General features: G+C 70.3%; 23 protein-coding genes. 18 read left to right on the forward strand and 5 right to left on the reverse strand.

Annotated elements, in window-relative coordinates; genetic code table 11:
- Window positions 1-6 precede the first annotated feature (6 nt).
- From LGM42_RS27390 to LGM42_RS27430, 9 genes are all read left to right on the forward strand, one after another.
- Window positions 7-2,811 carry an ABC transporter transmembrane domain-containing protein gene (locus tag LGM42_RS27390; protein WP_226233812.1) on the forward strand — a complete coding sequence of 935 codons (2,805 nt, stop codon included), beginning with the start codon at window positions 7-9 and terminating at the stop codon, window positions 2,809-2,811.
- Entirely contained in the window at window positions 2,750-3,280 is a 531-nt protein-coding gene (locus LGM42_RS27395) for a hypothetical protein (RefSeq protein WP_060310449.1), read from the forward strand. The genes LGM42_RS27390 and LGM42_RS27395 overlap by 62 nt, the downstream gene beginning before the upstream one ends.
- 239 nt (window positions 3,281-3,519) lie before the next feature.
- A complete protein-coding gene (locus tag LGM42_RS27400) occupies window positions 3,520-4,269 on the forward strand; it encodes an SDR family oxidoreductase (protein WP_060967507.1) in 750 nt (249 codons plus the stop codon).
- Window positions 4,260-4,871, forward strand: a complete 612-nt coding sequence (locus LGM42_RS27405) for a D-glycero-alpha-D-manno-heptose-1,7-bisphosphate 7-phosphatase (protein WP_226233814.1) — start codon at window positions 4,260-4,262, stop codon at window positions 4,869-4,871. Before LGM42_RS27400 ends, LGM42_RS27405 begins: the two co-directional genes overlap by 10 nt.
- Window positions 4,868-6,070, forward strand: a complete 1,203-nt coding sequence (locus LGM42_RS27410; protein WP_060011143.1) for a glycosyltransferase family 9 protein — start codon at window positions 4,868-4,870, stop codon at window positions 6,068-6,070. The genes LGM42_RS27405 and LGM42_RS27410 overlap by 4 nt, the downstream gene beginning before the upstream one ends.
- A 3-nt stretch (window positions 6,071-6,073) precedes the next feature.
- Window positions 6,074-7,819 (forward strand): carbamoyltransferase, encoded by a 1,746-nt coding sequence (locus LGM42_RS27415; RefSeq protein ID WP_089466123.1) that lies wholly within the window; start codon window positions 6,074-6,076, stop codon window positions 7,817-7,819.
- Window positions 7,816-8,817 carry a glycosyltransferase family 2 protein gene (locus LGM42_RS27420; protein WP_226233816.1) on the forward strand — a complete coding sequence of 334 codons (1,002 nt, stop codon included), beginning with the start codon at window positions 7,816-7,818 and terminating at the stop codon, window positions 8,815-8,817. Before LGM42_RS27415 ends, LGM42_RS27420 begins: the two co-directional genes overlap by 4 nt.
- A gap of 57 nt (window positions 8,818-8,874) precedes the next feature.
- Entirely contained in the window at window positions 8,875-9,963 is a 1,089-nt protein-coding gene (locus LGM42_RS27425; protein WP_226233818.1) for a glycosyltransferase family 9 protein, read from the forward strand.
- Window positions 9,953-10,903 (forward strand): glycosyltransferase, encoded by a 951-nt coding sequence (locus LGM42_RS27430; RefSeq protein ID WP_060310446.1) that lies wholly within the window; start codon window positions 9,953-9,955, stop codon window positions 10,901-10,903. Before LGM42_RS27425 ends, LGM42_RS27430 begins: the two co-directional genes overlap by 11 nt.
- A 37-nt stretch (window positions 10,904-10,940) precedes the next feature.
- Here LGM42_RS27430 and LGM42_RS27435 read toward each other — a convergent pair whose 3' ends face one another.
- A complete protein-coding gene (locus tag LGM42_RS27435) occupies window positions 10,941-11,990 on the reverse strand; it encodes a sigma-54 interaction domain-containing protein (RefSeq protein ID WP_059575011.1) in 1,050 nt (349 codons plus the stop codon).
- Window positions 11,991-12,334: 344 nt separating this feature from the next.
- On the opposite strand from LGM42_RS27435, the gene LGM42_RS27440 reads away from it, so the two are divergent.
- Window positions 12,335-13,702, forward strand: coding sequence for a sigma-54-dependent transcriptional regulator (locus LGM42_RS27440; RefSeq protein ID WP_060310445.1), 1,368 nt, complete (start codon window positions 12,335-12,337; stop codon window positions 13,700-13,702).
- A gap of 29 nt (window positions 13,703-13,731) precedes the next feature.
- On the opposite strand, the gene LGM42_RS27445 is transcribed toward LGM42_RS27440, so the two are convergent.
- Together LGM42_RS27445 and LGM42_RS27450 are read right to left on the reverse strand one after the other, a co-directional pair.
- The gene (locus LGM42_RS27445) at window positions 13,732-14,655 is read right to left on the reverse strand and encodes a glycosyltransferase family 2 protein (protein WP_226233820.1); all 924 of its coding nucleotides are present in this window, start codon (window positions 14,653-14,655) and stop codon (window positions 13,732-13,734) included.
- A complete protein-coding gene (locus LGM42_RS27450; RefSeq protein WP_226233822.1) occupies window positions 14,634-15,329 on the reverse strand; it encodes a PIG-L family deacetylase in 696 nt (231 codons plus the stop codon). The genes LGM42_RS27445 and LGM42_RS27450 overlap by 22 nt, the downstream gene beginning before the upstream one ends.
- A 131-nt stretch (window positions 15,330-15,460) precedes the next feature.
- On the opposite strand from LGM42_RS27450, the gene LGM42_RS27455 reads away from it, so the two are divergent.
- Window positions 15,461-17,767, forward strand: coding sequence for an ATP-binding protein (locus LGM42_RS27455; RefSeq protein WP_226233823.1), 2,307 nt, complete (start codon window positions 15,461-15,463; stop codon window positions 17,765-17,767).
- A gap of 31 nt (window positions 17,768-17,798) precedes the next feature.
- Here the strand turns inward: LGM42_RS27455 and LGM42_RS27460 are convergent, their stop codons facing one another.
- Both LGM42_RS27460 and LGM42_RS27465 read right to left on the reverse strand, forming a co-directional pair.
- Window positions 17,799-18,845, reverse strand: coding sequence for a UDP-glucuronic acid decarboxylase family protein (locus LGM42_RS27460; protein WP_226233825.1), 1,047 nt, complete (start codon window positions 18,843-18,845; stop codon window positions 17,799-17,801).
- Window positions 18,845-20,164, reverse strand: coding sequence for a glycosyltransferase family 4 protein (locus LGM42_RS27465; RefSeq protein WP_060310441.1), 1,320 nt, complete (start codon window positions 20,162-20,164; stop codon window positions 18,845-18,847). Before LGM42_RS27465 ends, LGM42_RS27460 begins: the two co-directional genes overlap by 1 nt.
- Before the next feature lie 244 nt (window positions 20,165-20,408).
- On the opposite strand from LGM42_RS27465, the gene LGM42_RS27470 reads away from it, so the two are divergent.
- The 7 genes from LGM42_RS27470 (at window position 20,409) to LGM42_RS27500 (ending at window position 25,133) form a co-directional block, all read left to right on the forward strand.
- Window positions 20,409-20,813 (forward strand): BON domain-containing protein, encoded by a 405-nt coding sequence (locus tag LGM42_RS27470; protein WP_060310543.1) that lies wholly within the window; start codon window positions 20,409-20,411, stop codon window positions 20,811-20,813.
- A gap of 30 nt (window positions 20,814-20,843) precedes the next feature.
- The gene (locus tag LGM42_RS27475) at window positions 20,844-21,872 is read left to right on the forward strand and encodes an SDR family oxidoreductase (protein WP_059575019.1); all 1,029 of its coding nucleotides are present in this window, start codon (window positions 20,844-20,846) and stop codon (window positions 21,870-21,872) included.
- A 28-nt stretch (window positions 21,873-21,900) separates the two neighbouring features.
- Window positions 21,901-22,200 carry a DUF2795 domain-containing protein gene (locus LGM42_RS27480; protein ID WP_034209262.1) on the forward strand — a complete coding sequence of 100 codons (300 nt, stop codon included), beginning with the start codon at window positions 21,901-21,903 and terminating at the stop codon, window positions 22,198-22,200.
- 61 nt (window positions 22,201-22,261) lie between these two features.
- Complete coding sequence (locus LGM42_RS27485) at window positions 22,262-22,828, forward strand: hypothetical protein (RefSeq protein ID WP_059575020.1); 567 nt, start codon at window positions 22,262-22,264, stop codon at window positions 22,826-22,828.
- Between the two features lie 127 nt (window positions 22,829-22,955).
- Window positions 22,956-23,813, forward strand: a complete 858-nt coding sequence (locus LGM42_RS27490) for an SDR family oxidoreductase (RefSeq protein ID WP_059575021.1) — start codon at window positions 22,956-22,958, stop codon at window positions 23,811-23,813.
- 34 nt (window positions 23,814-23,847) lie between these two features.
- Window positions 23,848-24,462: a DUF4142 domain-containing protein gene (locus LGM42_RS27495; protein ID WP_060310438.1), complete on the forward strand. Its 615-nt coding sequence runs from the start codon at window positions 23,848-23,850 to the stop codon at window positions 24,460-24,462.
- A gap of 59 nt (window positions 24,463-24,521) precedes the next feature.
- On the forward strand, window positions 24,522-25,133 hold the full coding sequence (locus tag LGM42_RS27500) for a hypothetical protein (protein ID WP_060310437.1): 612 nt from the start codon (window positions 24,522-24,524) through the stop codon (window positions 25,131-25,133).
- Window positions 25,134-25,157: the final 24 nt, after the last annotated feature.

A 25,157-nucleotide genomic window follows, 5' to 3' on the forward strand; every position in this document is an offset into this window, starting at 1 on the left:
GCCTGCATGACGACCGGAATCGACGAGACGCCAATCAAGGACCGTGATGCGGCCGCGGGCCGCGAGCGCCGGCAGCGCCGGGACGAGCGGGGCTTGAGGCTCAGGATCGCCGTCGAACTCTGGCGCGCGATCTGGCGTTACCGCGCGCGCGTGGTGGCGGCGGTCGTCCTGCTGGTGCTCGCGAAAGCGGCGGCCGTCTCGGTGCCGCTGCTGCTCAAGGACATCGTGGACGGTTTCGGCCGCGCGGCCGCCCAGCCCGTCGCGTGGCCGGTGCTGCTGCTGTTCGCCTACGCGGTGGTGCGCTTCGCGTCGAACGCGCTGAACGAAGTGCGCGACATGACGTTCGTGCAGGTCACGCAGCATACGGTCGCGTCGTTTACCGTGCGCACGTTCGGCCACCTGCACCGGCTCGGCGCGCGCTTTCATGCGCGGCGCGAGACGGGCGCCGTCGTGCGCGATCTCGAGAAAGGCACGGCCGGCATCGGTTACCTGCTCGGCGTCGCGGTGTTTACGGTCGTGCCGACGGCCATCGAGATCGGCTCGGTGCTCGTGATCGTGATCAGCAAGTACGGCGGCGGCTTTACCGCGATCATTTTCGTCACGTTCGCCGTCTACGCGGCGTATACGGTCGTATTCACGCGCCGCCGCATGCGTTACCAGCGGCGCGTGAATGCGCTGGAAGCCGAGTCGAATTCGCGCGTGGTCGACAGCCTGCTGAACGTCGACACGGTCAAGTACTTCGCGCGCGAGGACGTCGAGCGCGACCGGCTCGACCGCGTGCTCGACGCGTGGCGCGAAGCCGGCGTGGACAACCAGTACGCGCTGTCGACGCTGCATATCGGGCAGAGCGCGTGCATCGGCGCGGGGATCGCGGCGGTGATGCTGCTCGCGGGCCAGCAGGTCGCGCGCGGTGCGCTGACGGTCGGCGATCTCGTGCTGATCAACGCGTACATCATCCAGATCAGCCTGCCGCTGAATGCGCTCGGCTTCGTGTTCCGCGAGGCGAACGACGCGATGACGAACATCGAGCGGCTGTTCGGGCTGCTCGACGCGCGCGGCAAGCCGGGCGAGGACGGCGATGCGCCCGGCGCGCAGCCGCTCGTGGTGCGCGGCGGCGCGATCGAGTTCGAGCACGTCGATTTCGGCTACGAGCCGAGCCGGCAGATCCTGTCCGACGTGTCGTTCCGCATCGAGCCCGGGCAGACGGTCGCCGTGGTCGGCGGCAGCGGCTCGGGCAAGTCGACGCTCGCGCGGCTGCTGTTCCGGCTGTATCAGCCCGATGCGGGCACGATCCGCATCGACGGCCAGGACTTGCGGCTCGTCACCGAGCGCAGCCTGCGCGATGCACTCGGCATCGTCCCGCAGGACACCATCCTGTTCAACGACACGCTCGCGTACAACATCGCGTACGGCAAGCGCGACGCGACCCGCGGCGAAGTGATCGCGGCCGCGCGCGGCGCGCAGCTCGACGCGTTCATCGAGCGGCTGCCCGATGCGTACGACACGCGCGTCGGCGAGCGCGGCGTGCGGCTGTCGGGCGGCGAGCGGCAGCGGGTCGCGATCGCGCGCGCGTTGCTGAAGGCGCCGCCGATCGTCGTGTTCGACGAGGCGACGTCGGCGCTCGACACGCGCTCGGAGCGCGCGATCCAGCAGGAGCTGATGCGCGTCGCGCGGCATCGCACGAGCCTCATCATCGCGCACCGGCTGTCGACGATCGTCGATGCCGATCGCATCCTCGTGATGGAGCACGGCCGGCTCGTCGAGCACGGCACCCACGACGAACTGCTCGAAAGCGGCGGCGTGTATGCGCAGATGTGGTCGCTGCAGGCGAAGCAGCGCGAGCTCGAACGCACGGAGGCGAAGTTCGCGCGGCAGCCGGTGCGCATCAATCCGCTCGTGTCGCAGGTGCTCGATTCGCTGGCGGAGGCGGCCGCGCAGCGCGGCGTGCCGGTGTTCCGCCATGTGTCGGACGAGGATCTCGTCGTCAACGCCGATCCCGCCGCGCTGCGGCGCTTCGTGTGGGAACTGTGTCGCGGCGCCATCGAAGCGAGCAGCGGCGGGCAGCTCGAGGTGCGCACGGCGCGCCACGACCCGGAAGCGCGCATCACGATCGCGTGCGCGGGTGTCGACGCGACGGAACTGTCGCTGATCGATCTCGAACGCTTGCAGGACGCGATCGAGGAGGCGGGCGGCTACGTCGTGCGCGAACGCGACGATATCGGCGTGACGCTGCACCTGTCGCTGCCGATGTACGCGGTGGCGCCAGCGTCGATGCAGCCCGGCGACGCCGTGCCGCATCCGCATGCCGGCGCGCCGGCCGCGGCGAAGCCGCTCGACGGGCTGCGCATCGCGTGCGTGGACGACCACGACGAGGCGCGCGACGCGCTCACCGCGCTCTTGAAGGTGGCCGGCGCCGACGTGCACGCGTATGCGTCGGGCCAGGCGTTGCTGGACGACCTGTGGCGCGCGCGCCGGGCCGACTGGCCGGCGCTGCTCGTCTGCGACATCGACCTCGGCGACGACGAGGAGGACGGCTACACGGTGATGGCGCGCGTGCGCCAGCTCGACGCCGCACGCGATCGCGACGGCCGCGCGCCGCTCGAGGCGCTGGCCTTGTCCGGCCATGCGCGCGATCACGACCGCGCGCGCGCGGTCGAAGCCGGTTTTCACGCGTACCTGACCAAGCCCGCGGTAGCGGCCGACCTGATCGCGGCGTTGCGTGCGCTCGCGTTTTCCTCCGGAGAAATCCATGCCGAACCTTCTGAATCCGACGACACCCGAAGCCCCGAACGCGGCGCGTCGCGGCGGTAGTGCGTTCGCCGACCGCCAGGCCGCGGTGGCGGCCGTCGAGCTGCTGTTGCCGACCTTGTCCGCCGCGCTGCAAAGCGATTTCGTCGGCGACAGCGGCTGCCTGCACATCGTGATCATGGACCCGGCGCTCGGGCCGCGCGACGCGGCGTTCGAGGACGCGATCCTGTATGAATTTTCGCTGCCCGACCCGAAGGACTGGGACGCCGACTACCGCGCCTACGCGCGCGCCAAGGCGCGGCTGTCGTGGGAAACGGGCCGCGACGGGCATGTCGTGCAGGCGCTGGAGCCGTACCGGCTGCGCGCGGGCGACACGAACCTGTGGGGCGGCGTCGCGCTCGGCGGCATCGTGGTGGGCGTGTCGGGCGCGCAGCCGTGGTTCGACGAGGCGTTCGCGGGCTGCATCGCGCACTGCCTGCGCGCGCTTGCGAAGCACCGCGCGCAGGCGACGCCCGACGGGCTCGCGATCTGAGGGGGCCGCCTAGGTGGGGCCGCCCAGGTGGGGCCGCCGAGATCGGGCCGCCCACGCGCGGGCGCCCGGACCCGTTTTTACAGCCGGTTATAAAAAAGCCAGCGCGCGCGTGCAGTAGCCCGATGTGGCGCATGCGTGCGCAGGCCGGCACGGTTTTCGCTGTACCTCATGCACGGACGGTTGTCGCGACAAGTGTCGCCGTCAGCCGGATTGTTTTCCGACATCGACAGGAGGTGCAGGTGAACGCGACTCACGATCCAGCCAGACCGCCGCTCGCCGGCCGGACCGCACTCGTGACCGGGGGCGGCCGCGGCCTCGGCGAAGCCATTTGCGAGGAGTTGGCGCGGCACGGCGCGCATGTGGTCGTCGCCGATCTCGACGGCGACCGCGCGGCGGCCGTCGCGCAGCGGCTCGAACGGCACGGCGGGCAGGCGGTGGGCCGGCCGCTCGACGTGCGCGACGAGGCATCGGTGCTGCAGGTCATGCACGATGCGCGCGAGTCGCTCGGCGATCTCGACGTGATCGTGAACAACGCGGCGATCGACGTGACCGCGCCGATCGACGACGTGAGCGTCGACGCATGGCAGCAGGTGCTGATGACGAACCTGTTCGGCCCGTACCTGATGTGCCATGCGGCCGTGCCGATGATGAAGGCGCGCGGCAACGGCCACATCGTCAACATCGCGTCGACCGCGTCGAAGCGGGCATGGCCGAACGCGTCCGCGTATCACGCGACGAAGTGGGGGCTGCTCGGGCTCTCGCACGCGCTGCATGCCGAACTGCGGCCGAGCGGCGTGTGCGTGTCGGCGATCGTCGCGGGCGGGATGCGCACGCCGTTCCTGCTCGACCGCTTTCCGGACATCGACGAGGACACGCTGCAGCCGCCCGAGCACGTCGCGGCCGCCGTGCGCTTCGTGCTGACGCAGCCGCCGGGCACCGTGGTGCCGGAGCTGATGGTGCTGCCGATGAAGGAGACGTCATGGCCCTGAAGCGCGAACGGCGGCTGCCCGGCGCGGTGCTGCTCGACAAGGACGGCACGCTGCTCGACGACGTGCCGTACAACGTCGATCCCGCGCGCATGCGTCTCGCGCCGGGCGCGGCGCGCGCGCTGCGCACGCTCGGCGCGACCGGCATGCCGCTGGCGGTCGTGTCGAACCAGTCGGGTGTCGCGCTCGGCCGCTTTACCGAAAACGAGCTTGGCGCGGTCCGCCAGCGTCTCGCCGAACTGTTCGAAGCGAACGGCGCGACGCTGGCGGATTTTTTTTACTGCCCGCATCACCCGCAGGGCAGCGTGCCGCGCTATAGCGTCGAGTGCATCTGCCGCAAGCCGCGCCCGGCCATGCTGCGCCGCGCGCTGGCCGCGCTCGACGCCGTGCCGGAATGGAGCTGGATGATCGGCGACATTCTCGACGACGTCGAAGCCGGCCGCACCGCGCGCTGCGGTACGATCCTCGTCGACCGCGGCCACGAGACGGAATGGCGTGTCGACGCGGCGCGCACGCCGCACCACGTCGTCGATCGCGTCGACCTGGCCGCCGACATCGTCGTGCGCGAAGCCGTGCGCCGGCACGGCGCGTGGGTGCGGCAATGAACACGGCCTGGAGCCGCGCCCGCCGCATCCTGTGCGTGCGGCTCGACAGCATCGGCGACGTACTGATGACCACGCCCGCGCTGCGTGCGCTGAAGGAAAGCGGCAGCGACCGCCGGCTGACGCTGCTGACGTCGCGCACGGGCGCCGCGCTCGCCAGGCATCTGCCGATGGTCGACGACGTGTGGAGCTACGACGCACCGTGGGTCAAGCATCCCGACGTGCGCGGCGATCCGGTGGCCGATCTCGACATGATCGACCGGCTGCTGGCCGGCCGCTTCGACGCCGCCGTGATCTTCACCGTGTACAGCCAGAACCCGTTGCCCGCCGCGATGATGTGCTGGCTCGCCGGTATTCCGCTGCGGCTCGCGCATTGCCGCGAAAACCCCTACGAATTGCTGACCGACCGCGTGCCGGAAACCGAGCCGGAATCGCACGTGCGCCACGAGGTCGCGCGCCAGCTCGCGCTGGTGCGCGCCGTCGGCGCGAAGACGTCGGACTGGCGGATGGCGTTCGCGCCCGGCGACGCGGCGCGGCATGCGGTGCACGCGCGTTTGCAGGCCGCGTTGCAGCGCGTCGGCGGCGCGCGCGAGCCGGATGCCGGGCGCGCGCGCTGGCTGGTCGTCCATCCGGGCGCGAGCGCGGCGTCGCGGCGCTGGCCGGCCGAGCGGTTCGGTGAAGCGGCGGCCGCCGTCGCGCCGCTGTTCGACGGCATCGCGGTGACGGGCAGCGCGGACGAACGCGCGCTGGTCGACACGGTGTGCGAACGGGCGGGGCCGCGCGCCGTGCCGCTCGCCGGCGCGTTGCCGCTCGGCGAACTGGGCGCGCTGATCGAGACGGCCGACCTGCTGCTGTCGAACAACAGCGGCCCCGTGCATCTCGCGGCCGCGCTCGGCACGCCGGTGGTCGACCTGTACGCGCTGACCAACCCGCAGCACACGCCGTGGCGTGTGCCGCACCGTGTGCTGAACGTCGATGTGCCGTGCCGCAACTGCTACCGCAGCGTGTGCGACCAGCCCGGCCATCCGTGCCTGCGCGGCGTGAGCGTCGACGACGTGGTCGCGGCCGTGCATGCGCTGCTGCGCGGCAGCGCGCGCCATGCGCAACGCGCGGCCGCGCGGGCTGCCGTGCACGGCGAAGAGCCGGCCGCGGCGCACGCATCGAACGTGATTCCGTTCGCGCACGTCATCACGAGGAACTGACGCATGCCAGACCCGATCCATACGCTCGGCATCAACGCCGCCTTCCACGACAGCGCCGCGTGCATCGTGCGCGACGGCGTCGTGATCGCGGCGGCCGAGGACGAACGCTTCACGCACGTGAAGCACGCGAAGCGCCCGGTGCCGTTCTCGACCTGGGAGCTGCCTTTCCACGCGATCGACTATTGCCTCGCGGAAGCCGGCATCACGCTCGCGGATGTCGACCACGTCGCGTATTCGTACGACCCGTGGTTCGAACTCGATCGCGAAGGCACGGCGCCGGCGCTGACCCTGCCGCTGTCGCCGTCCGCGCATGCGCCGCGCGAGGACGGCGCGTCGCCGTGGCATCCGCTGTTCCTGTCGTCGATCGTCAACGCGCCGCGCCAGCTCGCGGGCGGCGCGCCGCATCATCTGCAGCGGCGTTTTCGCGGCGTCACGCACGACGGGCCGTTCCGCTGGCATTTCATCGAGCACCATCTCGCGCACGAGGCGAGCGCGTTTCTCGCGGCGCCGTTCGAGCGCTGCGCGGTGATGACGATGGACGGGCGCGGCGAGCGCGCGACGACGAGCTACGGCGTGTTCGACGGCCGCTCGTACCGGCGGCTCGGGCAGGTGAACCTGCCGCATTCGCTCGGGCTGCTGTACGAGCGCGTGACGCGCTATCTCGGCTTCCTGCACTCGTCCGACGAATACAAGGTGATGGCGCTCGCGTCGTACGGCAAGCCGGTGTTCGCCGACGAGATGCGCAAGCTCGTGCAGTATCGCGGCGAAGGGCGCTATGAAGTGGTCGACGCGGACCTGGCCGCGCTATTCGGTGCGCCGCGCGAGCGCGGCGGCCCGATCGAGCCGCATCACTGCGACATCGCGCATGCGCTGCAACTGGTGCTCGAGGAGACGACGCTGCGGGCGGTCGACTGGCTGGCCGCCGAGACGGGCGAGCGGCAGCTCGCGATGGCGGGCGGCGTCGCGCTGAACTGCGTGATGAACGCGCGGATCCGCGATCGCGGCCCGTTCGACGACGTGTGGGTGCAGCCGGCCGCCGGCGACGCGGGCACGGCGCTCGGCGCCGCGCTGTGGACCGACTTCCGGATGCGCGGCGCGCGCGGCGACTGGCGCATGGATCACGCGTATCTCGGCCCGGCCTACGACGACGACGCGATCGAGGCGTTCCTGAAGGAGGCGCAGTTGCCGTACCGGCGGCTCGCCGACGTCGCCGCGCAGACGGCCGCGCTGCTCGCGGCGAACCGCGTGATCGGCTGGTTCCAGGGGCGCATGGAGTTCGGCCCGCGCGCGCTCGGCGCACGGTCGATCCTCGCGTCGCCGATCGACCCGGACATGCAGCGCAAGCTGAACCGGATCAAGGATCGCGAGGATTTCCGGCCGGTCGCGCCGGTCGTGCTCGAGGATCGCGCGCATCACTGGTTCAGCGGCGGCCGGCGCACGCCGCTGCGCGCGCCGTTCATGCTGTTCGTGTACGACGTCCTGCCCGAGCGCGCCGACAAGATTCCGGCGGTGCGCCACATCGACGGCACCGCGCGCGTGCAGACCGTCGATGAAACCCAGCATCCGCTGCTGCATGCACTGCTGACCGAGTTCGACGCGCTCACCGGCGTGCCGGTGCTCGTCAACACGTCGTTCAACACGCGCGGCGAACCGATCGTGTGCTCGCCGCGCGACGCGATCGAATGCTTCTGGACCTCGCCGCTCGACGCGCTCGTGATCGGCCCGTTCCTGCTGGAGAAGCCGAGATGAACATGCGCGACACGCACGTGGCGCCGGTCGTGTCGGTCGTCGTGCCGACCTACCGGCGGCCCGATCTGCTCGAACGCTGCCTCGATGCGCTGTGCGTGCAGGCGTTCGATCCGGCCACCTACGAGATCGTCGTGGTGGACGACGATCCGGTCGGCAGCGCGCGCGCCGTCGTCGATGCGTGCCGCGCGCGCGTGACCGACGTGCCGGCGATCCGCTACATGACGGCGCCCGACACGCAGGGGCCGGCCGGCGCGCGCAACGTCGGGTGGCGCAGCGCGGACGGCGCGCTGATCGCGTTCACCGACGACGACACGATTCCCGATCCGGCCTGGCTGCGCAACGGCGCGGCCGCGCTGCTGGCCGCGCCGTCGGCGGCGGCCGCGGCCGGCCGGATCGACGTGCCGTTGCGGCCGTGCCCGACCGACTACGAACGCGACGCGGCGGGGCTCGCCCACGCGGAATTCGCGACCGCGAACTGCTTCGTGCGGCGCGCGGCGCTCGAACGCGTCGGCGGCTTCGACGAACGCTTCACGCGCGCGTGGCGCGAGGACGCCGACCTGATGTTCGCGTTGCGCGAGCACGCGGGGCCGATCGTCGAGGCCGATGCCGCGCGCATCGTGCATCCGGTGCGTCCCGCGCGCTGGGGATCGAGCATCGGCGCGCAGTCGAAGGTGTACTTCGATGCGCTGCTGTACAAGAAGCATCGCGCGACCTACCGGCGCCATATCCGGCCCGTGCCGCCGTGGCATTACTACGCGGCCGTGCTCGCCGCGCTCGGCGCGCTCGGCTGTTTCGCGGCCGGCTGGCCGGCGCCGGCCATCGTGTGCGCGGCGGTGTGGGCCGCGATTACCGCCGGGTTCTGCGCGAAGCGATTGCGCGGCACGCAGCTCACGCCGTCGCATGTGGCCGAGATGATCGTCACCTCCATCGCGATTCCGCCCGTGTCGCTGTACTGGCGCATGCGCGGCGCGCTTCACTTCCGTGTGCTTTTCCTTTGACGTCCTCCTCCCTTTCCTTCCCGCCATCCATGGCGGGGTTTCCCGGAGCAGATCGTGATGAAGCTCGATCCAGACCTCGATTCCGACGGCCCGCACGGCCCGAAACGGATCGCGGTGTTCCGCGCGCTGCAGCTCGGTGACATGCTGTGCGCGGTGCCCGCGCTGCGGGCGTTGCGGCGCGGCGAACCCGATGCGCGCATCACGCTGATCGGCCTGCCGTGGGCGCGTGAATTCGCGTCGCGCTTTTCGGACTACATCGACAGCTTCATCGCGTTCCCCGGCGCACCGGGGCTCGGCGAGCAGCCCGAACCCGACGCGGCCACGCGCGAGGCATTCATCGCCGAATGCCGCGCGCGCGACTTCGATCTCGCGATCCAGTTGCACGGCAACGGCGCGCACACGAACGCGATCGTCGCATCGCTCGGCGCGGCGCGCACGGCCGGCTTCGTGCCGGCCGACGGCGGCACGGCCGCGCTCGACTGCGCGCTCGTGTGGCGCGACGACGAGCCGGAAGTGACGCGCTACCTGGCGCTCACGCGCAAGCTCGGCTACGCGGACTGGGGCGACTTCCTCGAATTCCCGCTCGGCGGGCTCGACTACGCGCTGTGGCACGTGCTCTGCGACGAACATGGGCTGGATCCCGGCCGCTACGTGATCGTCCATCCCGGCGCGCGGATGGCGTCGCGCCGCTGGCCGGTCGAGCGCTTCGCGCTGGCGGCGCGGCAGCTCGCCGACGACGGCTGGCAGATCGTGCTGACCGGCACGCGCGCGGAACTGGCGCTGGCCGCCGCATTCGCCGAGCATCTCGGGCGGCCGTGCGTGAACCTGTGCGGCCGCACGCCGCTCGGCGCGCTCGCCGCGCTGATCGCCCGTGCGCGGCTGCTGTTGTGCAACGACACGGGCGTGTCGCACGTGGCGGCGGCGCTCGGCACGCCGAGCATCGTCGTCGCGTGCGGCAGCGATACGGCCCGCTGGGCGCCGCTCGACGCCGAACGACATCGCGTACTCGCGAACTACCCGGCATGCCGGCCGTGCATGTTCGATACCTGTCCGTACGGGCACGAGTGCGCGACGGCGATCGGCGTCGGCGACGTGATCGAGCGGGCGGGCGAACTGCTCGCGGAGGAGAAGCGTCATGTCTGTTAAGCGGTTGCGCGTGCTGACCTGGCACGTGCATGGCAACTATCTGTATTACCTGTCGCAGGCGCCGCACGATTTCTACATCGTGACGAAGCCGCAGCATCCGCCCGGCTATGCGGGCCGGGTCGGGCACCTGCCGTGGGGCGACAACGTGCACGAGGTGCCGGCCGAGTGCGTGCGCGACACCGAATTCGACTGCGTGCTGTATCAGCACGTGAAGCATTACCAGCACGACCGCCTGCGGCTGCTGAGCGAAGCGCAGCGTGCGCTGCCGACGCTGTTCGTCGAGCACGATCCGCCGCGCGAGCATCCGACCGACACGCTGCATCCGGTGCAGGACCCGAACGTGTTGCTGGTGCACGTGACGCCGTTCAACGCGCTGATGTGGGACAACGGCGTGACGCCGACGCGTGTGATCGAGCACGGCGTGCTGGTGCCCGACGGCATCGAGTATCGCGGCACGCTGCCGAAGGGCGTGGCCGTCGTGAACAATCTCGCGCGCCGCGGCCGGCGCCTCGGCGCGGATCTGTTCGAGGTCGTGCGGCACAGCGTGCCGATCGATCTCGTCGGGATGGGGTCGGCCGAACTCGGCGGGATCGGCGAGGTGCCGAACCCCGCGCTCCCGCAGTTCCTGTCGCACTACCGGTTCTTCTTCAATCCGATCCGTTACACGAGCCTCGGGCTCGCGGTGATCGAGGCGATGATGATCGGGCTGCCGATCGTCGCGCTCGCGACGACGGAGATGGCGCAACTCGTGAGGACCGGCAGCAACGGCGTGGCCGATACGCGGCCGGGCGTGCTGATCGACGCGATGCGCATGCTGATCCGCGATCCGGACCTGGCGCGCGAGTGGGGCGCGGCGGCCAGGCGCGACGCGTGCGAGCGATTCGGCATCGAACGCTTCGCACGCGACTGGGACGCCGCGCTGCGCGACATGACGGCGTGACGCGCGGACGTGATGGCGGCGGCGTGACCCGCCGCGCTCACGGCGTCGTCGCGGACGGCGAAGCAGGCGGCGCAGCGGGGCCGCCGCCGCCGTTCGATGCATTCCCGGCCGGTGGCGCGTTGCCGCTTGCCGCGTTGCGCTCGCTTTCGGACAGCAGCGCGAGCCGGTTGTACAGCGTTTTCAGGCTGATGCCGAGCGCCTTCGCGGTGCGCGGCTTGTCGCCGTTGAAATGCCGCAGCGACGCGACGATGAAGCGCTGCTGCGTGTGCGCGAGCGTCGTGCCGATATGCAGCGTCATCGCGTTGTGGCGCACTTCCTCGCGCGGCGGCGGACGGCGCGGCAACTGCAGTTCGATCTGCTCGTCGGCGAGGATGAACGCGCGCTCGAGTGCGTTGCGCAGTTCGCGCACGTTGCCGGGCCACGTGTAGGTGCGCAGCGCCTTCATCGCCTGGGTGGACAGCCGCTTTCTCGTGCGGTGCCGCGCGTTCAGCCGTTCGACGATCTGCACCGCGATGTCGCCGACGTCGTCCTCGCGCTGCCGCAGCGCGGGCACGTGCAACGCGATCGGCGCGATCCGGTAGAACAGGTCCTCGCGCAGCCTGCCGCTGCGCATCGCCTCGACCGGATCGTGATGCGTGGCCGCGACGATCCGCACGTCGAGCGGAATCGGCTCGTGACCGCCCACGCGCACGATCGTGTTGGTTTCGAGCGTGCGCAGCAGCTTGACCTGCAATTCGAGCGGCATCTCGGCGATCTCGTCGAGAAACAGCGTGCCGCCGCGCGCGGCTTCGAACATGCCCACGTGCTGCGCGACGGCGCCCGTGAAGCTGCCTTTCTCGTGACCGAACAACTGCGACTCCGCGATGTCCTTCGGAATCGCGCCGCAATTGACGGGCACGAACGGGCCGCGACGGCGCGGGCTCATGTCGTGAATGAGCCGGGCGACGATATCCTTGCCCGCGCCGCTTTCGCCGACCACCAGCACACTCACGCGGGTGGCGGCGACGCGCGACACTTTCAGCAGCAGATCCTGAATTGTTCGCGAACGACCGAACAGTCGCGTGCCGTCATCGTCGGATTTCGACATGGAGTAGTAACCGGATTGGGAAGTTTTGACCGAATGTGTCGTGGCCAGGTAGAAACGACGTGGCACACGTCGTCTTTCAGGTACTCAGAATACCTTTTATGCCGATTCGCCGACATTGAATCTGGCAATGCGGCTTGCGGCGGCGGATAGATTTATTCGATGGGCGACGAATGCGAGACACCGTTCTTCTATACTGCTAAGCACGCGTTTTCATTGCAGGACAGCTTGTCTGCGATTCGTGTGCAGCGTGGAGGATGCCGTCGTGGGCTCTGTGACGCGCATTGCGCTGCACGTGTCGCGGCGCCGGCCGATGTACGCGCCGGCCCGCATTACAAGGAGCCTCGATGCCTTACGTCCTGATCGTCGAAGACGACGCCGATACGCGAACGATGCTCGCCACGCTCGCACGCACGCAGCAACTCTCGTGCGATACGGCCGCGACGCTTGAAGAAGCGCGCACGCTCGTCTCGACGCATACCCCCGATCTCGTGCTGTGCGACCTCGTGCTGCCCGATGGCAACGGGATGGATCTGTTCGACGCATTGCCCAAGCGCGGGCATTGCGAAATGGTGCTGACCACCGGCCACGCGAGCCTCGAAACCGCGATCGACGCATTGCGGCGCGGCGCGAGCGACTATCTGGTGAAGCCGCTCAACATGCAGCGGCTGAACAGCATCTTCGCGCGCGTGCCGCGCACGACCGCGCTGCACGAGGAAATCGCGGAGCTGCGCTCGGAGCTGCAGCGCCTCGGCCGCTTCGGCCGCATGCTCGGCAGCTCGCCCGCGATGCAGGCCGTCTACGATGCGATCGGCCGCGTCGCGCGCACCGAAGCGTCGGTGCTGCTCACCGGCGAATCGGGCACCGGCAAGGAACTCGCCGCGCAGACGGTGCACGACCTGAGCCTGCGCCGCCGCGGGCCGTTCCTCGCGGTGAATTGCGGCGCGATCGCCGCGAACCTCGTCGAGAGCGAGATGTTCGGCCACGACCGCGGCAGCTTCACCGGCGCCGAACGCCAGCACAAGGGCTTCTTCGAACGCGCCGACGGCGGCACGCTGTTTCTCGACGAAATCACCGAGATGCCGCTCGAATCGCAGGTCAAGCTGCTGCGCGTGCTGGAAACCGGGCGCGTCACGCGGCTGGGCTCGACGCGCGAGATCGACGTCGACGTGCGCATCGTCGCCGCGACGAACCGCGACCCGGAAGCCGCGATGGCGGACGGCAAGCTGCGGCCCGACCTGTTTCACCGGATCAACGTGTTCCCGATCCCGCTGCCGTCGCTGCGCGAACGCGGCGACGACATCCCGATGCTCGCCGATGCGTTCCTGCAGCGCTACAACGAGGAGAGCGGCCGCAACCTGCGCTTCTCGCCGGCCGCGCGCGAAGCGCTGAAGACCTACGAATGGCCGGGCAACGTGCGCGAGCTGCGCAACTTCGTGCAGCGCGCGGGCATCTTCACCGATGCCGACGTGATCGACACGCTGCCGCCGCCGATCATGGACGAGCTGTCGAGCATGGTCGATTCGCACGAGGATCGCGTGACGGTGCCGTTCGGCACGCCGCTCGAGGAAGTCGACCGCAAGCTGATCCTCGGCACGATCGCCCAATGCGGCGGCGTGAAGGCGCAGGCGGCCGAAGTGCTCGACGTCAGCCTCAAGACGATCTACAACCGGCTCGCGCAACTGGAAGACGAAGCGGAAAAACCCGATTCCTGATGCCGCTACGATCGCGTTCATGTTCCCGCTCATGTGCCCCTTCCGGTCTCGCGGCGCGTATCGCGCTCGAGCAGACGGCGCATGTGTTCGATCCGCGGCGGGATCGTGCGTCGTTCGCGCAGAATCCACGGCAGCCCGGCGAACGTGCGCACGATCGCACGTTCGCGGCGCAGGAGCGGCAGCATGCGCACCGTATGCAGCCACGCGGCGGCGGCCGGCCATCTGAGCCACGCGGTCCACACCGCGTTGCGGGCGGCGGTGTGCGCGCGCGTCTTCCGGTCGCGCCGCGTCGACGGATGGTGATGGACGGTCAGGCCCGGCGCATACACGAGCCAGTGGCCGGCGCGATACAGGTCGAGCGCGAGCAGCGCTTCCTCGCCGCCGAGGAAGTAGCGCGGATGGTAGCCGCCGGCGCGCACGAACGCGTCGCGCCGGAATGCGGTCGCACCGGCCAGCAGCCCGAGGATCGGGCGGCCGGGCAGCGCGACGGGCGCGTCGAGCGGGCTGTCGGCCATCAGCCGGCAGGTCGGGTCCTCGCGCTCGTCGGGGCCGACCAGCACGCGCGCGGTGACGGCCGCGACGTGCGGATACGCGTCGAGCAGATTCGCGGCTTCGGCGATCGAGCCGGGCGCCCACCACGTGTCGTCGTCGCAGAACGCGACGTGGCGCGTGCGGGCCGCGGCGACGCCGAGATTGCGGCCGGCGGCGCCGAGATTGCCGGGCGCGTGCACGAGCGCGACATGCGGGTAGCGCTCGCGGATCAGCGTGGCCGTCTCGGCGTCCGCCGCGTTGTCGACGACCACGATCGCCGGCCGGTCGGGCAGCGCGGAAAGGTGGTCGAGCGTGCGCGCGAGTTCGGCCGCGCGCCGGCAGGTCAGCACGATCGCGGTCACGCGCGGCTCGCCCGGCGGCAGCGCGACGCGCGCGGGCGTTACGCGGACGTGACGTCGCATTCGAGCCGCCAGATCGTTTCGGGTTCGCGGAGAGCGGCACGCATATGAGGCTCGAGCAGCGTGACCTGGCTGGCATAGGCGTCGACGGCGGCGGCTTTCGCGGCGGCGCCGTCCGTCCCGCTGCCGGCCGGCGGGGCGACCGGATGCGCGAGCCAGCCGTGCTCGCGCCAGCCGGCCACGCGCTCGGCCATCAGCCCGTCGATGCGGCGGTAGGGCGCGTCCTCGTAGAAGCGCCAGACGCGCGACGCATCGTCGTCGCGCAGCAGGCGCAGCATCGCGTCGTGCACCTGCAGATGATCGCGGTGGAACAGGCCGGCCGGCGCGAGCACGCCGAAGCCCGGCTGGGCGTCGATCGCCGCGGCCACGCGTGTCGCGATCGCGGTCGACGTAGTCGGTATGCCGTACTGATCGTCGAGGAAGTCGAGCCACACGGGGCGGGCGTCGAGCAGCGCGAGCGCGCGGCGGTCTTCGTCGCGGCGCGCGCGCATCGCTTCGTCGGCGTGGCGAAACCCCGCGCGGCGGTCCCACGGCGGCGCGGGCGTGCCGGGTGGCGGCATCCCCGCGAAAACGGTCACGACGATCGAGCCGGGCGCGTGCGCGAGCAGTTGCCCGCAACTGAAGACGGCATCGTCGAGATGCGGCGAGACGACGAGCCAGCGTGTCGGGTCGGGCATGGCGTGAAGATCTCCATCGTGAGCGGCCGGGCCGCCGGTGCGAATCGGCCAGCATGCGGGCCAGCACGCGTCGTGCCTGCCGGCGGCATCCGCGCCGGCCGCCGCCGACTGTCCCCGCAGGAGCGTGTCCGATGACCGAAATTGCACGGCCGCAGGCCGGAAATTACGCGACCGCCGTGATGCTGGTTGCGATCGCGACCGTGCTGCAGACGCTCGCGATCCGCTTCGGCGGCGTGAATCTGCCGTTCGTGTTGTATTACCCGCTGCTCGCCGGCGCCGCGTGGGTGACGTCGTTCCTGTTCGGCATCGTGTCGACGGTGGTCAGCGGGCTGCTCGTGTGGACGCTGTTCCTGTCCGATCCGGCTGCCTATACGGCGCCGCTGCCCGACCGGCTCGTGCAGCTCGGCACGTTCATGCTGATCGGGGCGCTGGTATGCGCGGTCGCGTCGATGCTGCATCGCACGCGCGTCACGAGCGATCGCGCGCGCCGACGCGAGGCCGCCGCGCGCCGGCGGCTCGAAGCCGTGCTGCGCGCGCTGCCGCACGGTGTGATCGCGACCGATCCGACGGGGCGGCTCACCTATCTGAACGCGGCCGCGGCCGAACTCGTCGGCTGCGAGCCGGACGAGGCGATCGGGCGGCCGGTGCGCGACGTATTGCGGATCGTCGATCACGAAGGGCGCCGCGTGCAGACCACGCCGCTCGATCGCGCGCTCGGCGGGGCCGAGGCGACGTCCGACCGGCACTGGCTGCGGGCCGGCGACCACGATCCGGTGCCGATCGTCGCGGTCGCGTCGCCGATCGGCGACGCGGACGGCAACCTCGACGGTGCGGTGCTGCTGCTGCGCGATGCCGGCGCGGAGCGCGCGCGCATCGACGCATCGCGGCTCCAGCAGGCGGTCGTCGAGGCGTCGCCGGATGCGATCGTCGGGATCGACGCCGACGGCCGCATCGCGAGCTGGAACCCGGCCGCGCGGCGGATCTTCGGCTACGACGAGGCCGACGCGCGCGGCCGCCGGCTCGACACGCTGATCGCACGGCGCTGGTTGCGGCTCAATCCGATCGCCGAGACGTTCGACGCGATGCGGGAGCCGGTCGGGCCGGTCGAACTGCTGTGCGTGCGGCGCGACGGGCGGCGGTTTCGGGCGACGGTATCGGCGTGCCCGGTGCAGGGCGACGCGCGGGCCTGCGTCGCGCTGTCGCTGACACTGCGCGAAACCGGTGCGCAGCGCCGCCGCGACCTGCGGGCGCAGCGCTCGCTGCAAGGCGCCCGCGATGCGCTCGACCAGGCCGACACGTCGAATCGTCTGAAGGACGAACTGCTGGCCACGGTGTCGCACGAATTGCGTACGCCGCTGAACGTGATCTACGGGTGGATCGAGGTGCTGCGCAACACCGACGACCACGCGTTGCAGCATCAGGCGATCGACGCGATCGACCGCAGCGCGCGTTCGCTCACGCGGATGGTCGGCGACATCCTCGATGCGTCGTCGCTCGCGACCGGCAAACTGCGGCTCGATGCGACGCCGGTCGACGTCGTGCGGCTGTTCTCCGATCAGGTCGGCACGTTCCAGACCGCGGCGTCGTCGGCCGGCATCATGCTCGAATTCGACTGCGACGCCTCCGCGTGCATCGTGTCGGGCGACGCCGAGCGGTTGCGGCAGATGCTGTCGAATCTCATCTCGAATGCGATGAAATTCACGCCGGCCGGCGGCAGCGTGACCGTCCGGCTCGCGCGCGACGATGCGCATGCGGTGCTGACCGTCACCGATACCGGGCAGGGCATCGCGACGGAGTTCGTGCCATACGTGTTCGACATGTTCCGCCGCGCGGACGATTCGCCCGCGTCGCCGCGGCGGGGGCTCGGTCTCGGCCTGTCGATCGTGCGGCACATCGCGGAGCTGCACGGCGGCCGCGTGACCGTCGCGAGCGCGGGCCGCGATCGCGGCACGACGTTTACGGTGACGCTGCCGGCCGGGTGGCAGCCGGCCGGCGCGATGGCGTGGGGCATCGTGCAGGCGAGCGGCCGCCGCGACGCGCTCACGCTCGATACGCAGCGCATCCTGATCGTCGACGACGACGCGACCACCCGCGCGAGCCTCACGGCCGCGCTGACCACGCTCGGCGCGGCCGTCGCGATCGCGTCGTCGGGACGCGAGGCGCTGGCGATGGCGGCCGACATGCGCCCGACGGTCGTGCTGTCCGATCTCGCGATGCCCGACGGCGACGGCTTCTGGCTGCTGGAAGCGTTGCGGCGCGGCGCGCTGAACGGCGACGGCGGGCCGCCCGACGTGCGCGTGCTGGCCGTCACCGCGCACGCGGGCCTCGCCGACGAGCGCCGTGCGCTGGAGGCCGGCTTCGACGGCTACCTGTGCAAGCCGGTCGACGTGCGCGAACTGGCCCACAAGATCGCGCACGTGACGAAGCGCGACGGCTGACGCGTTTCGTCCAGCGGCGGCCGCCCGCCCGTCAGGTGGTCGGCGCCGGGCGGTTCTGCGTATGGACCTGCGCGAGCAGATGCGACGCGATTCGCGTGCTGCGCACGAGATCGCCGGGCGTGTGGTGCGTGACATGGCGTTGAATGAAGTACCGCGCGGTATGCGCGAGCCCGTTCGCGAGCGTCGTCGTCGCGCGCCAGCCAAGCCGCTTCTGCGCGGCGGCGAGATTCGGCCGCCGCTGGCGCGGATCGTCGGCCGGCAGCGGTCGGAACTCGATCGGCACGGTCGCGCCGACGATCCGCACGACTTCCCGCGCGACGTCGATCATCGCGATTTCGACGTCGCTGCCGAGGTTGACCGGCTCGCTCGCGTCGCCCGCTTCGTCCATCAGCCGGATCAACGCGTCGATCATGTCGTCCACGTAGCAGAACGAGCGCGTCTGCTTGCCGTCGCCGTAGACGGTCAACGGCTGTTCCGCGAGCGCCTGCGTGACGAAGTTCGACACGACGCGCCCATCGGCCGGATGCATGCGCGGGCCATACGTATTGAAGATCCGCGCGATCCGCACGTCGACGCCGTACTGGCGGTGATAGTCCGCGAACAGCGTCTCCGCGCAGCGCTTGCCTTCGTCGTAGCACGCGCGGATGCCGGTCGGATTGACGCGGCCGCAATAGTGCTCGTCCTGCGGATGCACGTCGGGGTCGCCGTACACCTCGCTCGTCGATGCCTGCAGGATGCGCGCCTTCACGCGTTTGGCCAGGCCGAGCAGGTTGATCGCGCCGTGCACGCTGGTCTTCGTCGTCTGCACGGGGTCGCGCTGGTAGTGAACGGGCGACGCCGGGCATGCGAGGTTGTAGATCTCGTCCACTTCGACGTAGAGCGGAAACGTCACGTCGTGCCGCATCAGCTCGAAGTTCGGCGCATCGAGCAGGTGCGCGATGTTGTCCTTCGTGCCCGTGTAGAAATTGTCGACGCACAGCACGTCGTGCCCTTCCGTCACGAGGCGCTCGCACAGATGCGAACCGAGAAAGCCGGCGCCGCCGGTGACGAGGACGCGTTTTCGATCGTAGCCCTTCATTACGTATTCTCCTTGCGGTGTGCGAGCACGCCTTGCGTGGTGCCGACCGGCGTGCGCCGGCCGGTGACCGCCGACGTGCCGGCGCGCTGCGCGCGGGCGACGTCGCGGTAGATGTCGACGAGCCGGTCGGCGACGCCTTGCCAGGTGTAGAAGCGGTGCGCGCGCAGGTAGCCGGCGCGGCCGAGCGCCGCGCACAGGTCCGGTTGCGCGCGCAGTTGCACGAGGCGCGCGGCGAGCGCGGCCGGGTCGCGAGGCGGCACGAGATAGCCGGTGGCGCCGTCGTCGACGGTCGTGCGGATGCCGCCGACGTCGCTGCCGATCACCGGCGTCGCGCACGCCATCGCTTCGACCGGCGTGATGCCGAACGGCTCGTACCACGGCGTCGTCACGAACACGTCGGCCGCGCTGTAGTACAGGTGTAGCGCGTCGCGATCGCGCCGGCCGACGAAGGTTACGCGGTTCGCGATGCCGAGTGCGTGCGCGAGGGCGGCGAGCCGCGCGAGTTCCGGGTCGCGCGCGAGGTCGGGCGTGGGCTGGCTGCCGCCGACCACGTACAGGTGCGTCGGCCGTTGCGGATCGCGCGGCATGCGCGCGAGCGCGTCGATCACGGTATCGATGCCCTTGCGCGGCACGAGGCGGCCCAGTTGCAGTATGACGAATGCGTCCTGCGGCCAACCCAGGCGTGCGCGCGCATCGACGCGCGGCACCGGCCGGAATTCCCGCGCGTCGAAGCCGCACGGCACGATCTCGATACGTGCGGTGTCGGCGCGATAGTGCGTCGTCAGGTCGAGCGCGTCCTGCGGGCATTCGGCGATCAGGCGGTCCGAGCGGCGCGCGAGCGTGTCCTCGATCGCGAAGCGCGCGTCGGGGAAGCCGTCGGCCGTGCCCTGGTGCAGCCGCCGCACGCGGCCGAGCGCATGGAACGTCATGACGAGCGGGATGCCGAGCGCTTTTTTCACGCGCAGCGCGGCGTCGCCGGACATGAAGAAGTTCGCGTGCATCACGTCGACGGGGTCGGGCTCGCGCCGCATGCGCGCGATCATGTACTGCGCGAACGCGCCCATGTACGGCAGCAGCCGCTCCTTGGGTACGTCGGTCGGCGGCCCGGCCGGCACGTGGATCACGCGCATGCGCGGGCCGATCGGCACGACTTCCGGCAAGTGCGGATTGTCGCAGCGCGTGTAGACGTCGACGTCGAGGCCGCGCTCCGCGAGCTGCTTCGCGACGTTCGCGACATAGATGTTCTGGCCGCCGGCATCGACGCCGCCGATCACCCCCAGCGGCGATGCATGTTCACTGATCAACGCGATTCTTTGCATGGTCTTGCTCCCGATATCGGGGCCGCGCACACGGGCCGCCGTTACCCGTCGCTCGGCAATCGGCATGCCCGCTGCATTGCGGGGAAAACCGCTTCCCCGTGTGCCGAAAAAATTACAACGCGTTGGATGAAAGGGCGTCTGATCGCGCTGGCGTGCATGCATGCGGCGCACGCGGCGCGGCACGCGACTTGCGCGGCTCCCGTTCACCTGCCGGCGCGTCCGGCTTGACGAAAAGGAGGTCACGATGAAGGTATCCCCGCTACCAGCCCGCTCCCCGCGAATCCGCCGTCAACGCGTGCTGCGCACCGGCATGGCGGTCGCGATCGCCGCAGCCACCGCGTGCATGGTCGTCGCGCCGAACGCGGTCGCCGCCGGCGACGACGGCGCCGCATCGTCGTCGACGTCGTCGTCGCGTTCGAGCACCGGCACGAAAATCCGTGACGCGACGATCACGACCAAGGCGAAGGCCGAGCTCGTCGGCACGAGCGGCCTGTCGGCCGGCGACATCCACGTGAAGACCCGGCACGGCACCGTGACGCTCACCGGCAGCGTGCCCGACGAGCAGCAGCGCACGCAGGCCGTCGGCGTCGTGAAGCAGGTCGACGGCGTGCAGGACGTGCGCGACCAGTTGACCATCCGGCCCAAATAACCGCGCGTCGACCGTCACAGGAGTCCAGCGATGAACTGCATGCTCAAACCGGTCGGCGAACAGACGATCGTGATTACCGGCGCGACGAGCGGCATCGGTCTCGTCACCGCGCGCAAGGCGGCGCGGCGGGGCGCGAAGCTCGTGCTGTTCGCACGCAACGAGGACGCGCTGAACACGCTGTGCGAGGAAATCCGCCAGCACGGTGGCCTCGCGGTGCCGGTCGCCGGCGACGTCGGCAACATCGAGGATCTGCAGCGCGCGGCCGCGACGGCGGCCGATACGTACGGCGGCTTCGACACCTGGGTCAACAATGCCGGTGTGTCGATCTTCGGGACGGCGGCCCAGGTGCCGCTCGAGGATCAGCGCCGGCTGTTCGACACCAACTACTGGGGCGTCGTGCACGGCTCGCTCGTCGCGGCCGACCATTTCCGGCGCAAGAGCGATTTCCACGGCGGCGCGATCATCAACATGGGCAGCGAGGCATCCGACGCGCCGGTGCCGCTGCAAAGCGCGTACGTCGCATCGAAGCACGCGGTGAAGGGCTTCACCGATTCGCTGCGACTCGAGATGGAGGCCGACCACCTGCCGGTTTCCGTCACGCTGATCAAGCCGGCCGCGATCGACACGATGTTCGTGATGCACGCGAAGAACTACATGAACGTCGAGGCGAAGCTGCCGCCGCCGATCTACGACCCCGACCTGGTGGCCGACGCGATCCTGTTCGCGGCCGCGCATCCGCGCCGCACGCTGTTCGTCGGCGGCGCCGCGAAGTTCACGTCGGCGAGCGCGTACCACGCGCCGCGACTGTTCGATCGCGTCGCGGCCACGCTGTTCTCGCGCGGCCAGCGCACGGTGCGGCCCGCGCGGCCGCGCGACGACAACGCGCTGTACGACTCGCGCCATGCGCTGCACGAGCGCGAAGGCATGGAAGGCCCCGTGCTGCGCAGCTGTGCGTACAACACGGTGGTGCAGCGGCCGAAGGTTGCCGGCGCGGTCGCGCTCGGCGCGGCGGCGCTGATGTTTGCCGCGTTCGCGCGCGCACGCCGTCCGTCCGCGTGATTTTCGTTCATTTTCCAAGGAGGCTTTCATGACATCCCGACAACATACGGGCCACGAATACAGCCACTCGCGTGCGCACGAAGGCGAGCGCACGCAGCAGGACCACGACAAGGGCGGCCATCAGACGGGCCACGGCAAGCCGCCGAGCCCCGTCGACGTGCAGAAGGCGCTCAAGGGCATGGACTACCCGGCGAGCAAGTCGGACGTCGTGCAGTGCGCGGAACGCGCGCATGCGGACCGCGAGGTGCTCGACATGCTGCGCAAGATCCCGGAGCGCGAGTACGACACGCCCGCATCGGTATCGAAGGAACTTGGGCGGCTGATGTAAGTGCCGTCCCGTCGCGCCGCGTGCGCGAGCGCGCGGCGCACCCATCACGAGGAGCACGACCATGGCGATGATCGTCGCAGGCCGTTTCACGACGTTCGATGAAGCGGAAGGTGGGGCGCGTCACCTCTACGAGCGCGCGTTCGGGCCCGACGACGTGTCGATCTTCTTCCTGAACCCCGGCGGCCAGCACGCGCGCTTCCCGATCGGCGGCGACGTGTATGCCGACACGGCGGCGAAACCGGGCGGGCGCGGCGCGATGATCGGCGCGATTCGCGGGCTGCTGATCGGCGTCGTCGCCGGATTGATCGTGTATGCGGTCGGCCTGCGCTACTGGTTCGTGCCGGCCGCCGGCGCGCTGGCCGGCGCCTATCTCGGCGCATTCGGCGGCGCGCTCGGCCGGATGCGCGGCGAGCAGGCCGAAGGCAAGGGCACCCTCGCGCAGAGCGAGACCGGCGTGATCCTCGCCGCGCGCGTGACGCCCGACACCGCGACGGCCGCCGAAGACGTACTGCGCGCGACCGGCGCGAAGTCGATCGAGCGCGTCGAGGGCGACTGGCAGAACGGCGAATGGCGCGATTTCGATCCGGTCCGCCGGCCCGACGAAGCGCCATCCGACGTGCCGCGCTGAATACGCCCTTTTTTCACGCGCTTGCAAAGCACACCGTCGAAACCCGGCCGGCGCGCGCGGGCCGGCGTGCGCCGCGCGCGGCACGCCGCTTGCGCTGCATCGACGGCATTCGTTCAAGGAGGAACACATGACCACCGCACAGACTCCACCGCCGCAGAAACAGTCGCATCAGCCGGGCACCGAGCGCGACATGCACCCGAAGCCGCGCGACGAGGCGGCCGACTACGTCGGCAGCGGCAAGCTCGCGGGCAAGGTCGCGCTGGTGACGGGCGGCGACAGCGGGATCGGCCGCGCCGTGGCGATCGGTTTCGCGAAGGAGGGCGCGGACGTCGCGATCGTCTACCTGAAGGAATCCGACGATGCCGCGCACACGAAGAAGCTGATCGAGCAGGCCGGACGGCGTTGCGAGGCGATCGCATGCGACGTCGGCGATCGCCGGCAGGCGCGCGACGCGGTGGCGCGCACGGTCGAGCGGCTCGGCCGGCTCGACGTGCTCGTCAACAACGCAGGCGAGCAGCATCCGCAGCCCGGCATCGAGGACGTGTCCGAGGAACAGCTCGAACGCACCTTCCGCACGAACGTGTACGGCATGTTCTTCTGCACGCAGGCGGCGCTGCCGCACATGAAGCAGGGCGGCCGCATCGTCAACACGGCGTCGGTCACCGCGTATCACGGCAGCCCGAAGCTGCCCGACTACTCGGCGACCAAGGGCGCGATCGTCGCGTTCACGCGCTCGCTGTCGATCGAGCTGGCCGAGCGCGACATCCGCGTGAACGCGGTCGCGCCGGGGCCGATCTGGACGCCGCTGATTCCGTCGACGTTCACGCCGGAGCAGGTCGAGAAATTCGGCTCGAACGTGCCGCTCAAGCGGCCTGGCCAGCCGGACGAACTGATCGGCTGCTACGTGCTGCTCGCGTCGGAAGGCGCGAGCTACATGACCGGGCAGACGCTGCACCCGAACGGCGGCTCGATCGTCGGCGGCTGATGGCCGTTTCCACGCAAGTACCAGGAGAAAGCAGATGAGACAACCCAACTGGACGATCGCGGCGCTCGCCGCCGGCGTGCTCGCGGTGTCGGCGCTCGCCCGCGCGCAGATGCCGAGCGAGCCGCCCGCGTCGAATTCGCATGTGCCGGGCGGCGTGATCAACCCGTCGTCGGGCGCGGGCGCCGCGGGCGACCCCGGCATCGCGAAAGCGCCGAAGGGCGCCGACGCGGAATTCGTCGACAAGGCCGCGATGGCCGGCAAGGCGGAAGTGCAGGCCAGCCAGCTCGCGCTGAAGCAGGCGCAGTCGGCCGACGTGCGGGCATTCGCGAAACGGATGGTCGCGGACCACGGCAAGGCGAACGCGAAGCTCAGTGAGATCGCCGCGCGCAAGGGCATGAAGCCGCAGGTCGACACGATCTCGGACCCCGACGTGGAGGCGCTGCGCGGCAAGCGCGGGCACGACTTCGACACCGCCTATCTCGCGGCGGCCGGCCCCGATGCGCACAAGAAGGCGGTCGCGTTGTTCGAAGACGAAGCGCGCGACGGCAAGGACGCGCAACTGCGCGCGTTCGCGAAATCCACGCTGCCGACGCTCAAGCATCACCTGAGCATGGCGGAAACGGTCGCACGCAAGGTGGGCGCGCAATAACGCGCGCCCGGTTCCACCCCTGGGCCGCACGTGCGGCCCGCTTTTTCGGAGAAGCAGTCATGGCCCAACGGCAATCGAAGCACGAAGGTATCCTCGAACTGCTCTGCCAGGCATACGAGACCGAGCTTGGCGGCGCGCAGATCTACGAGGCCGCGCTCCAGTGCGCGACCGACGAGGACCTGCACAAGGAATGGGAGAAGTACCATCGGGAGACGCTGCATCACCAGGAGGTGCTGCGCAAGGTATTCGAAACGCTCGGCCTCGACCCGGATACGCAGTCGCCGGGGCGCGCCGCGGTGGCGGCGACCGGCAAGTCGCTGGTGCAGGTGATCGAGCAGGCGAAGAAGCAGGCCGACCCGGCGGTCGCGCAGGTCGTCGCGGCCGAATGCGTGGTGCTGGCCGAAACCAAGGATCACCTGAACTGGGAGCTGATCGGCTACGCGGCCGATCAACTGCCCGACAGTAACGCCGCGAAGGCGTTGAAGGCCGCGCACGACGAAGTCGAGGCCGACGAGGATCATCACCTGTATCACACGCGTGGCTGGGCGCGCGAGATGTGGATCGAGTCGATGGGCTTCAAAGCGGTGCTGCCGCCGCCGGAGGAAGTGAAGAAGGTGGAGTCCGCCGCCGATGCGGCGCGTGCCGAGCGCTCGCGCGGCAAGATGATGTAATGTCGCGGGCCAAGCGGGCGGCGC

It is taken from the genome of Burkholderia sp. AU39826, from assembly GCF_020419965.1.
Classification (GTDB): Bacteria; Pseudomonadota; Gammaproteobacteria; order Burkholderiales; family Burkholderiaceae; genus Burkholderia; species Burkholderia semiarida.

Bases quoted from the DNA above. Each gene is read 5' to 3' on its own strand.
- LGM42_RS27390 (WP_226233812.1), top strand. From the start codon at position 7: ATGACGACCGGAATCGACGAGACGCCAATCAAGGACCGTGATGCGGCC.
- LGM42_RS27395 (WP_060310449.1), top strand. From the start codon at position 2,750: ATGCCGAACCTTCTGAATCCGACGACACCCGAAGCCCCGAACGCGGCG.
- LGM42_RS27405 (WP_226233814.1), top strand. From the start codon at position 4,260: ATGGCCCTGAAGCGCGAACGGCGGCTGCCCGGCGCGGTGCTGCTCGAC.
- LGM42_RS27410 (WP_060011143.1), top strand. From the start codon at position 4,868: ATGAACACGGCCTGGAGCCGCGCCCGCCGCATCCTGTGCGTGCGGCTC.
- LGM42_RS27415 (WP_089466123.1), top strand. From the start codon at position 6,074: ATGCCAGACCCGATCCATACGCTCGGCATCAACGCCGCCTTCCACGAC.
- LGM42_RS27420 (WP_226233816.1), top strand. From the start codon at position 7,816: ATGAACATGCGCGACACGCACGTGGCGCCGGTCGTGTCGGTCGTCGTG.
- LGM42_RS27425 (WP_226233818.1), top strand. From the start codon at position 8,875: ATGAAGCTCGATCCAGACCTCGATTCCGACGGCCCGCACGGCCCGAAA.
- LGM42_RS27430 (WP_060310446.1), top strand. From the start codon at position 9,953: ATGTCTGTTAAGCGGTTGCGCGTGCTGACCTGGCACGTGCATGGCAAC.
- LGM42_RS27435 (WP_059575011.1), bottom strand. From the start codon at position 11,990: ATGTCGAAATCCGACGATGACGGCACGCGACTGTTCGGTCGTTCGCGA.
- LGM42_RS27440 (WP_060310445.1), top strand. From the start codon at position 12,335: ATGCCTTACGTCCTGATCGTCGAAGACGACGCCGATACGCGAACGATG.
- LGM42_RS27445 (WP_226233820.1), bottom strand. From the start codon at position 14,655: ATGCGACGTCACGTCCGCGTAACGCCCGCGCGCGTCGCGCTGCCGCCG.
- LGM42_RS27450 (WP_226233822.1), bottom strand. From the start codon at position 15,329: ATGCCCGACCCGACACGCTGGCTCGTCGTCTCGCCGCATCTCGACGAT.
- LGM42_RS27455 (WP_226233823.1), top strand. From the start codon at position 15,461: ATGACCGAAATTGCACGGCCGCAGGCCGGAAATTACGCGACCGCCGTG.
- LGM42_RS27460 (WP_226233825.1), bottom strand. From the start codon at position 18,845: ATGAAGGGCTACGATCGAAAACGCGTCCTCGTCACCGGCGGCGCCGGC.
- LGM42_RS27465 (WP_060310441.1), bottom strand. From the start codon at position 20,164: ATGCAAAGAATCGCGTTGATCAGTGAACATGCATCGCCGCTGGGGGTG.
- LGM42_RS27470 (WP_060310543.1), top strand. From the start codon at position 20,409: ATGAAGGTATCCCCGCTACCAGCCCGCTCCCCGCGAATCCGCCGTCAA.
- LGM42_RS27475 (WP_059575019.1), top strand. From the start codon at position 20,844: ATGAACTGCATGCTCAAACCGGTCGGCGAACAGACGATCGTGATTACC.
- LGM42_RS27480 (WP_034209262.1), top strand. From the start codon at position 21,901: ATGACATCCCGACAACATACGGGCCACGAATACAGCCACTCGCGTGCG.
- LGM42_RS27485 (WP_059575020.1), top strand. From the start codon at position 22,262: ATGGCGATGATCGTCGCAGGCCGTTTCACGACGTTCGATGAAGCGGAA.
- LGM42_RS27490 (WP_059575021.1), top strand. From the start codon at position 22,956: ATGACCACCGCACAGACTCCACCGCCGCAGAAACAGTCGCATCAGCCG.
- LGM42_RS27495 (WP_060310438.1), top strand. From the start codon at position 23,848: ATGAGACAACCCAACTGGACGATCGCGGCGCTCGCCGCCGGCGTGCTC.
- LGM42_RS27500 (WP_060310437.1), top strand. From the start codon at position 24,522: ATGGCCCAACGGCAATCGAAGCACGAAGGTATCCTCGAACTGCTCTGC.